8 protein-coding genes are annotated in these 5,713 nt (G+C 42.3%); 6 read left to right on the top strand and 2 right to left on the bottom strand.

What is annotated here, in order from left to right; translation table 11 throughout:
• Window positions 1-1,054: 1,054 nt before the first annotated feature.
• Complete coding sequence (locus H6G97_RS43895) at window positions 1,055-1,996, bottom strand: hypothetical protein (protein WP_190946770.1); 942 nt, start codon at window positions 1,994-1,996, stop codon at window positions 1,055-1,057.
• 151 nt (window positions 1,997-2,147) lie between these two features.
• A complete protein-coding gene (locus H6G97_RS43890; RefSeq protein ID WP_206759165.1) occupies window positions 2,148-2,438 on the bottom strand; it encodes a helix-turn-helix domain-containing protein in 291 nt (96 codons plus the stop codon).
• A gap of 143 nt (window positions 2,439-2,581) precedes the next feature.
• Here H6G97_RS43890 and H6G97_RS43885 point away from each other — a divergent pair, with 143 nt between their 5' ends.
• The 6 genes from H6G97_RS43885 to H6G97_RS43860 all read left to right on the top strand — a co-directional run bounded on the left by H6G97_RS43885 (window position 2,582) and on the right by H6G97_RS43860 (window position 5,646).
• Entirely contained in the window at window positions 2,582-3,394 is an 813-nt protein-coding gene (locus H6G97_RS43885; protein WP_190946768.1) for a hypothetical protein, read from the top strand.
• A gap of 123 nt (window positions 3,395-3,517) precedes the next feature.
• Window positions 3,518-3,844 (top strand): hypothetical protein, encoded by a 327-nt coding sequence (locus tag H6G97_RS43880; protein ID WP_190946767.1) that lies wholly within the window; start codon window positions 3,518-3,520, stop codon window positions 3,842-3,844.
• Window positions 3,837-4,043 carry a hypothetical protein gene (locus H6G97_RS43875; RefSeq protein ID WP_190946766.1) on the top strand — a complete coding sequence of 69 codons (207 nt, stop codon included), beginning with the start codon at window positions 3,837-3,839 and terminating at the stop codon, window positions 4,041-4,043. Before H6G97_RS43880 ends, H6G97_RS43875 begins: the two co-directional genes overlap by 8 nt.
• Before the next feature lie 17 nt (window positions 4,044-4,060).
• Window positions 4,061-4,453 (top strand): hypothetical protein, encoded by a 393-nt coding sequence (locus H6G97_RS54065; protein ID WP_242056018.1) that lies wholly within the window; start codon window positions 4,061-4,063, stop codon window positions 4,451-4,453.
• 119 nt (window positions 4,454-4,572) lie between these two features.
• Entirely contained in the window at window positions 4,573-5,415 is an 843-nt protein-coding gene (locus H6G97_RS43865; RefSeq protein WP_190946765.1) for a hypothetical protein, read from the top strand.
• A gap of 72 nt (window positions 5,416-5,487) precedes the next feature.
• Entirely contained in the window at window positions 5,488-5,646 is a 159-nt protein-coding gene (locus H6G97_RS43860; protein WP_190946764.1) for a hypothetical protein, read from the top strand.
• Window positions 5,647-5,713 lie beyond the last annotated feature (67 nt).

Here is a 5,713-nt window from a genome sequence, read left to right as displayed (position 1 = left end):
CCTTCGTTCTCTCATCTCAAATGGATGTTTGAGTGGTTTCTCCGAAACACTAACTTTGATTTTGCGACTCTTCAAATGTACGGAGCTTTTTCAGAAATCAAATACTAGTCCTATAGTAATAGACCTTCATACATAAAGCTTCTTTGTGCTTGCCACTCTTATTAGATACACATCCAATATTTCTATCTTTATGAAATGACTGACTACAAATGGCACAAAAATAAACGTAACTCCTTGAGCTAAAAGGCTTTGGGATTTTAGATTACAAAGAAGGGTTGCAGGTTTAGGGTGTGGGAGTCTCGTCTTAGACATCACTAACTATCATTAGCTCAACCTTTGTAATACAAAGAGAAGTGCAAAACAGTGGTAAATATCTAGTCATAATTTAGATATTTACCACCATTTACAGGTCACGTAAACATCTTTACCAAAAGTTTAAAATGTAGCCTAATGTAAAATCTAATACATCCTTAAATGAATATAATCTGAAGTTTATTTTTCAAATAGATGTATTTTATTCGCTTATGAAAATTTCTATATCTTGTGAAGTTTAGTTTTGTTATTGAAAAATATGCATTGTTATTTTTTATCTTGACAAAAACGCAGTTTTTTGCTGTGCGATAAACAATTTTGTGATAAGCAAATATCACAAAAAATACATAAATTAATTATATATTTAAGCTGAGGACATCTCTGATCAAGCAATCATCAAGTTCATATAAGCTTCACATAATGCTGTGAACCATAAGAAAGCTGCTTATTAGCTGCATTAGCAAGTTTTAACTATGTCAACTGATGCTACTCTCGAACTCTGATGCCATAGCTAGCGGCGAAAATTCTATGTGTTTTGTTGCATTTCTAGCCAGTAGCGATCGCGTGACCAAGTGCTGTATCAATTATGTAGAGTCGTTTGACAGCACTCACTTAACAACTGGCTCCTGCTAGGACACCAGAAGCGGGAAGTTTGACCGTATCCCTCGTACAACTTCTTCGCTGTCCCGTTGTCTATAACCCAAATTCCAGGAGATGACAAATCGCCAAAAATGACAGAGGTTTATCTTTCTCCATATTCAGATGAGAGAACGCTTAACAATTTCTCTTCCACAACAGTAAGATAAGTCCGATTTACCTTCCCCAACGACTGCAACAGACTTTTGACTGTCTCCCCCAGCGAATCTAAATACACTCGACTGATGCGATCGCAAATCACCCGCATCTGCTCACACTCCGCAGGCAGGTAGTTGAAGGACTTCAGATGTTGCAACCCAATGGTGTACTCGCCATCCCACATCTCCAGGGTGCAACTGAACTCATTCACTGCGCTGACTATCCCCCAGCAGCCACCCTTACCCCTGAGTTCGGCGTTGTCTTTTGCAAGAATTTGGCAGACTTCGCCAATTTGGTATGTGTTTGGTACTTTCGTCCTTTCCATGATGCGCTGCACCACATCTTTGACAATTCTGGCTGGCGGCACTTTTCCCCCTGCCTGCTCCACCGCTTGCCGCCATACTTCTTGCTGTTCCTGGGGTTCAAGTTTAGTCATCGATCGGACTTGGCGCTCACTCGTGGGCAGAATTTGTGATCCATTAGTTGTCAAATTCTCATTTTCCACATTTTGACAACCAATGGTTGTCAAATTTTCATAAACACCTGCTGCGGCAATCAAGTAATTTGACTGTTGGCGACTATGAGCAAAGCGATCGCGGCAATATTCCTCAAATGTTTTATGCGTGGAACGGTACAGTCGTCTGTCCCTCAATTCTGTCAGCGCTTTCCCCGCCTCAAAAAACGCTCTTTCCACACGCCGCTCTAGATGTAGGCGATCGCGCTGTTCTTCCTCTGTCAACTCTGGAACTTCAACAGCAGTAACCGTAATCGTTGCTGAACCTGGGTCTTCTTGCTGGGAGATATCCTCGTTTACAGAGCTAGCTGCTGAAGTTGAATCGGTAGATGCGGCAGAGATGGCTTTGTTGCGTCTAGAAGGTGGTTGAGTCATTATTCCACCCCTTTAATTCAACAATATTTTTTCAGAGTCAATTGCAAAGTAGATTTTAGAAGTAGTTGATAACTGCTCCGGCATAGCCCGCCGCAGGCATCGCTTCTTTGGAAAAACTGAAGGTAGGGCAAGAGGATTAATAGTCTGAGGGTTAATCGCCATTAGAACTTTCTGTTAAATTAACCCCAGGAATATGCTGAATCCATTCACCTAAGCACTCTTTTAAATCCAGCCCTACAGCATTGGCTGCCCTGATGAGGGTGTCTAAAGGTACACCCTTTGTATCCTCGTTTTCAATTCTATTAAAATTTGCCCCGCTCATTCCGGCGTAATCACCAGCTACGGTTAAACTCATCCCCGCAGCTTCTCTTGCCTTTTTCAAAGCAGTTCCGATACCAGTAAACTCCACTTCAATAATAATTTTCATTAAATCCATAATCATACGCCTCCAAAGAATTATCTCTAATTTAAACCATTACGCATTGCTTGACAAGCATTGCGTAATACGTAATAACAGATATATAAAGAAAGCGCCCCGACTGCGAATCTAAAGCGCTTTCTGTCCCGTTAGGAACTTAACCAATCATGACATATCCAACTTATAGCCAACAACAGTTGCAACTGAAATCCATTGCGCGGCTCAAGCAAATCTACAGCGAAATTGGCTGCACAGTCGAAGTAAACGATAAACGTTGCAAGGATGCTTGGATTAGTGTGATCGCTGATTACCAAGCCAGCAAGATTCAGAAAGTCACCCTCGCTGCCCCCGACAACCAAGCCCTCGCCCAAGCCGAACTCGACAGCTACATCGCTCACCAAACCCAAGTTGTAGCTCCCGAACCTCTCAGAATAGTCGAAATCTCTTTTGACCATCACGAATATTACGCTGGTAATCAACTGGTAGCCAGCATCAGCCATGACGACAACCACTTAACCCAACGCTGGGTAGTCATGGTCAACGATAAAGAAATATTCCGTGCCAACACTCCAATGCGTTGTCATCGCTTCATCTGCACTCACTACAAAGATGGCTCATTACCTGTGCAGGAGAAAGAAGCAACACCCTGCACCACTGGTAACAAAATCATGGCGCAGATTTTCAACGAATGCGAGAAGTTTGGCTTTGAAATCCTCAACGAGGGCATTTACCAGAATGACGAGAAATTAGGCGAAGTCGGACAAACTGATGGTGGCTGGTGGTTCACACGCGCAGCAGACGAAACCCAGCGCGTACCCTGTGACTCGGCAATGGAAGCAGTTCAATCGCTGTCGATAGTGGACGTGTCTACTGATGATAAATCCATTTTTGATGAATATTTTTTAGAGCAACCCTTAGAACAGCTAACTGGCGATAAATTGCAACGGCTGCTGGAAAAAGCGGAGTTAGTAACAGCGTAAGTCTTGGGCTTCGCCTGGGAAAAGGTTAAAGGTATTGGTTAAAGGGAAATTTCTTCATTCCTTTCCCCCTTACCCTTTCCCCTTTTCCCTAAAACACATTCCCTCCATTCATTAATCACAAATATGCAAGCCACAATATCAATCCCTCAACACTGGGGCTACCCTCGCTTTGCTTTGGGACAGCGTACAGAACAAGGCACGATTCTAGGACTTTACTACTATCCCTCTGGTACAGAACTGGCTGAACAATTTGATGAGGGATGGCGTTATGCTCTGATGCCTAACAAGAATTCTGATGAAATATCGTACTTGAAAGAGGATCAAATCCAACCGCTTACACCAGAAGAATTATTTCAGCAAATTACCGCAGAGATTGACTTTTATCAACAGCAAATAAGTATTCTCAATCGACAGTTAACCATACTAACTAGAGGCGCAAACAATGGCTAACTCTACAGACAACTTTGACCGTAGAGCAAATCATCTGCTGCGTTTACTTCAGCTTTGTGGTGGTTGTGTTCCATTGCATCGTTTGCAATTCCAATTCTCCGATTCAGTCATTCAAACACTGCTGGATAAAGAAGTGGTGCAAGTACAGAACACGGGACGCGGCTTTTTGTTGGAGATTGCCGAGGATTTTAACTCTTAATCGAAGAGGAAGCAATTATGAAACTTTACGCTAAGACCATTGCACAGACTTTACCTGATTGGGCAACTATCGTTACAAAGAGTGCAGATTTGATTGAGATTGAAATCAACGATGAACATCCTAATTTTCAATCTCTGCTTGAAGAGTTGGAAACGGAGATTGGGCCAGGAACATTCGGTGTGAAAGCTGAGGATTTATGTTCCAGACTCGGCTTTGAAATGTCTAACCCCAATCTGCACCAGTTAGTTGAACAAGCCCAAAACTTTCTATCTGAAATTGCTACGCATCCAGACTACAAACAACTGTTGTCAGCAGGGTATCAGCCAGATTTAAACATTGCCGATGCTCAGACTGCGCTCACCTATCTGCAATGGGAGTTAGACCGTAATCAAGAACCTTCTGCCTATTAAAAAAGCGTTTACCTGAATGAGTGCCTTTTATTCAAGTGAACGCACGGAAGTTTCTCTCCCGCTACAGAATTCCCATTATACACAGAACACCAATCAATGAAACTTTAACCGAGGTGAACATGGTTACTGAAATTAAACTAGGTTTATGCAACCCTCCCGAACCCATTTATTTATTTGTCAATCAGGGGGAAGTAGACGGGGAATCATTCGTTTGGTACAAGTTCAATATCAGCCAGGATAAGAAAATCCCTGTTACCCAAAGGGCATTAACTGGGTACTTGTCAGAACTCCGATTGACAACTAAAGAGTTCAAAGGGAAGGACAATCTGAAGCTGGATATTGTTATCAGTGCCGATGAACTTTATATCGTCAGAACTGGTATTGAAACCAACTTTGCTAAAAGCTTTCTTCTAGCTGCCTCATTAATCCAAGATTTTTCTAAGCCACTAATTATCGTTGTTAATGCTGGCGACGAGAACACAGTTTTCTGCAATCTTTATGATGCTGCAACCAAAACCAAGATTTACAGGGAATGGAGTAAAGATTTGGATTGGGCAACTATCATTCATGACATCCAATCTTTATTGGGTACAACTTCAAACTCGATTCCCGAACCCCCGTTGACTCCACCAAAACTCAGCGTGGTTCCTCAACCAGTACACCCACAGGATTTGCGAATCAAAAATATTCGTACCTTACTTAATTATCCTCTTGATTTAGTCAAAGAGTGGTTGCAATTTCAAGATGTTGACCGCCCAAGTCTACTTGATATTAGCCAGATTAATGAACTAATCAAAACCATGTGTTTAGCTTGGGCAGCAGACAGGTGTGAGCATCCCAATCATGCTGAGTCTTCGTATCAAAATCAAGTTGTTGATGCTGTTGTTAGCGGTGCTGATGAATTAACGGCAATCAACAGATGGATGCAACAGTTACAGGCAGTAAAGACTGGGGCAGTGTAAATCAAAAGTCAGAAATCAGGATTCAGAATATTTTTACTTCTGAATCCTCAATTAATCAAGCAGGAATTACCCATGAAAGTCATCGTTACAGTTGTTGAAAAAATCACAAGTGAAGCGCACATCGATATCCCTGATGGGCTGAGTCAATCCGCAATCAAGCAACACATAGTAGACCGCTACAACACCAGGGTCAGCGCGTCTCAAACCCTATTGACAAGCGGACTTGCCTGATCAGCAATCAGGTCGGAAACAAAGTGTCACTATCCGAGCTAGGGTAAGATTTAATCCATCTAGGTGC

It is taken from the genome of Nostoc flagelliforme FACHB-838, assembly GCF_014698065.1.
In the GTDB taxonomy this organism is placed as follows: Bacteria; Cyanobacteriota; Cyanobacteriia; order Cyanobacteriales; family Nostocaceae; genus Nostoc; species Nostoc flagelliforme_B.
This window is presented reverse-complemented; position numbering and strand designations above follow the sequence as displayed.

Coding starts and splice junctions, on each gene's coding strand:
- H6G97_RS43880 (WP_190946767.1), top strand. CDS start 3,518: ATGCAAGCCACAATATCAATCCCTCAACACTGGGGCTACCCTCGCTTT.
- H6G97_RS43865 (WP_190946765.1), top strand. CDS start 4,573: ATGGTTACTGAAATTAAACTAGGTTTATGCAACCCTCCCGAACCCATT.
- H6G97_RS43890 (WP_206759165.1), bottom strand. CDS start 2,438: ATGATTATGGATTTAATGAAAATTATTATTGAAGTGGAGTTTACTGGT.
- H6G97_RS43875 (WP_190946766.1), top strand. CDS start 3,837: ATGGCTAACTCTACAGACAACTTTGACCGTAGAGCAAATCATCTGCTG.
- H6G97_RS43895 (WP_190946770.1), bottom strand. CDS start 1,996: ATGACTCAACCACCTTCTAGACGCAACAAAGCCATCTCTGCCGCATCT.
- H6G97_RS43860 (WP_190946764.1), top strand. CDS start 5,488: ATGAAAGTCATCGTTACAGTTGTTGAAAAAATCACAAGTGAAGCGCAC.
- H6G97_RS54065 (WP_242056018.1), top strand. CDS start 4,061: ATGAAACTTTACGCTAAGACCATTGCACAGACTTTACCTGATTGGGCA.
- H6G97_RS43885 (WP_190946768.1), top strand. CDS start 2,582: ATGACATATCCAACTTATAGCCAACAACAGTTGCAACTGAAATCCATT.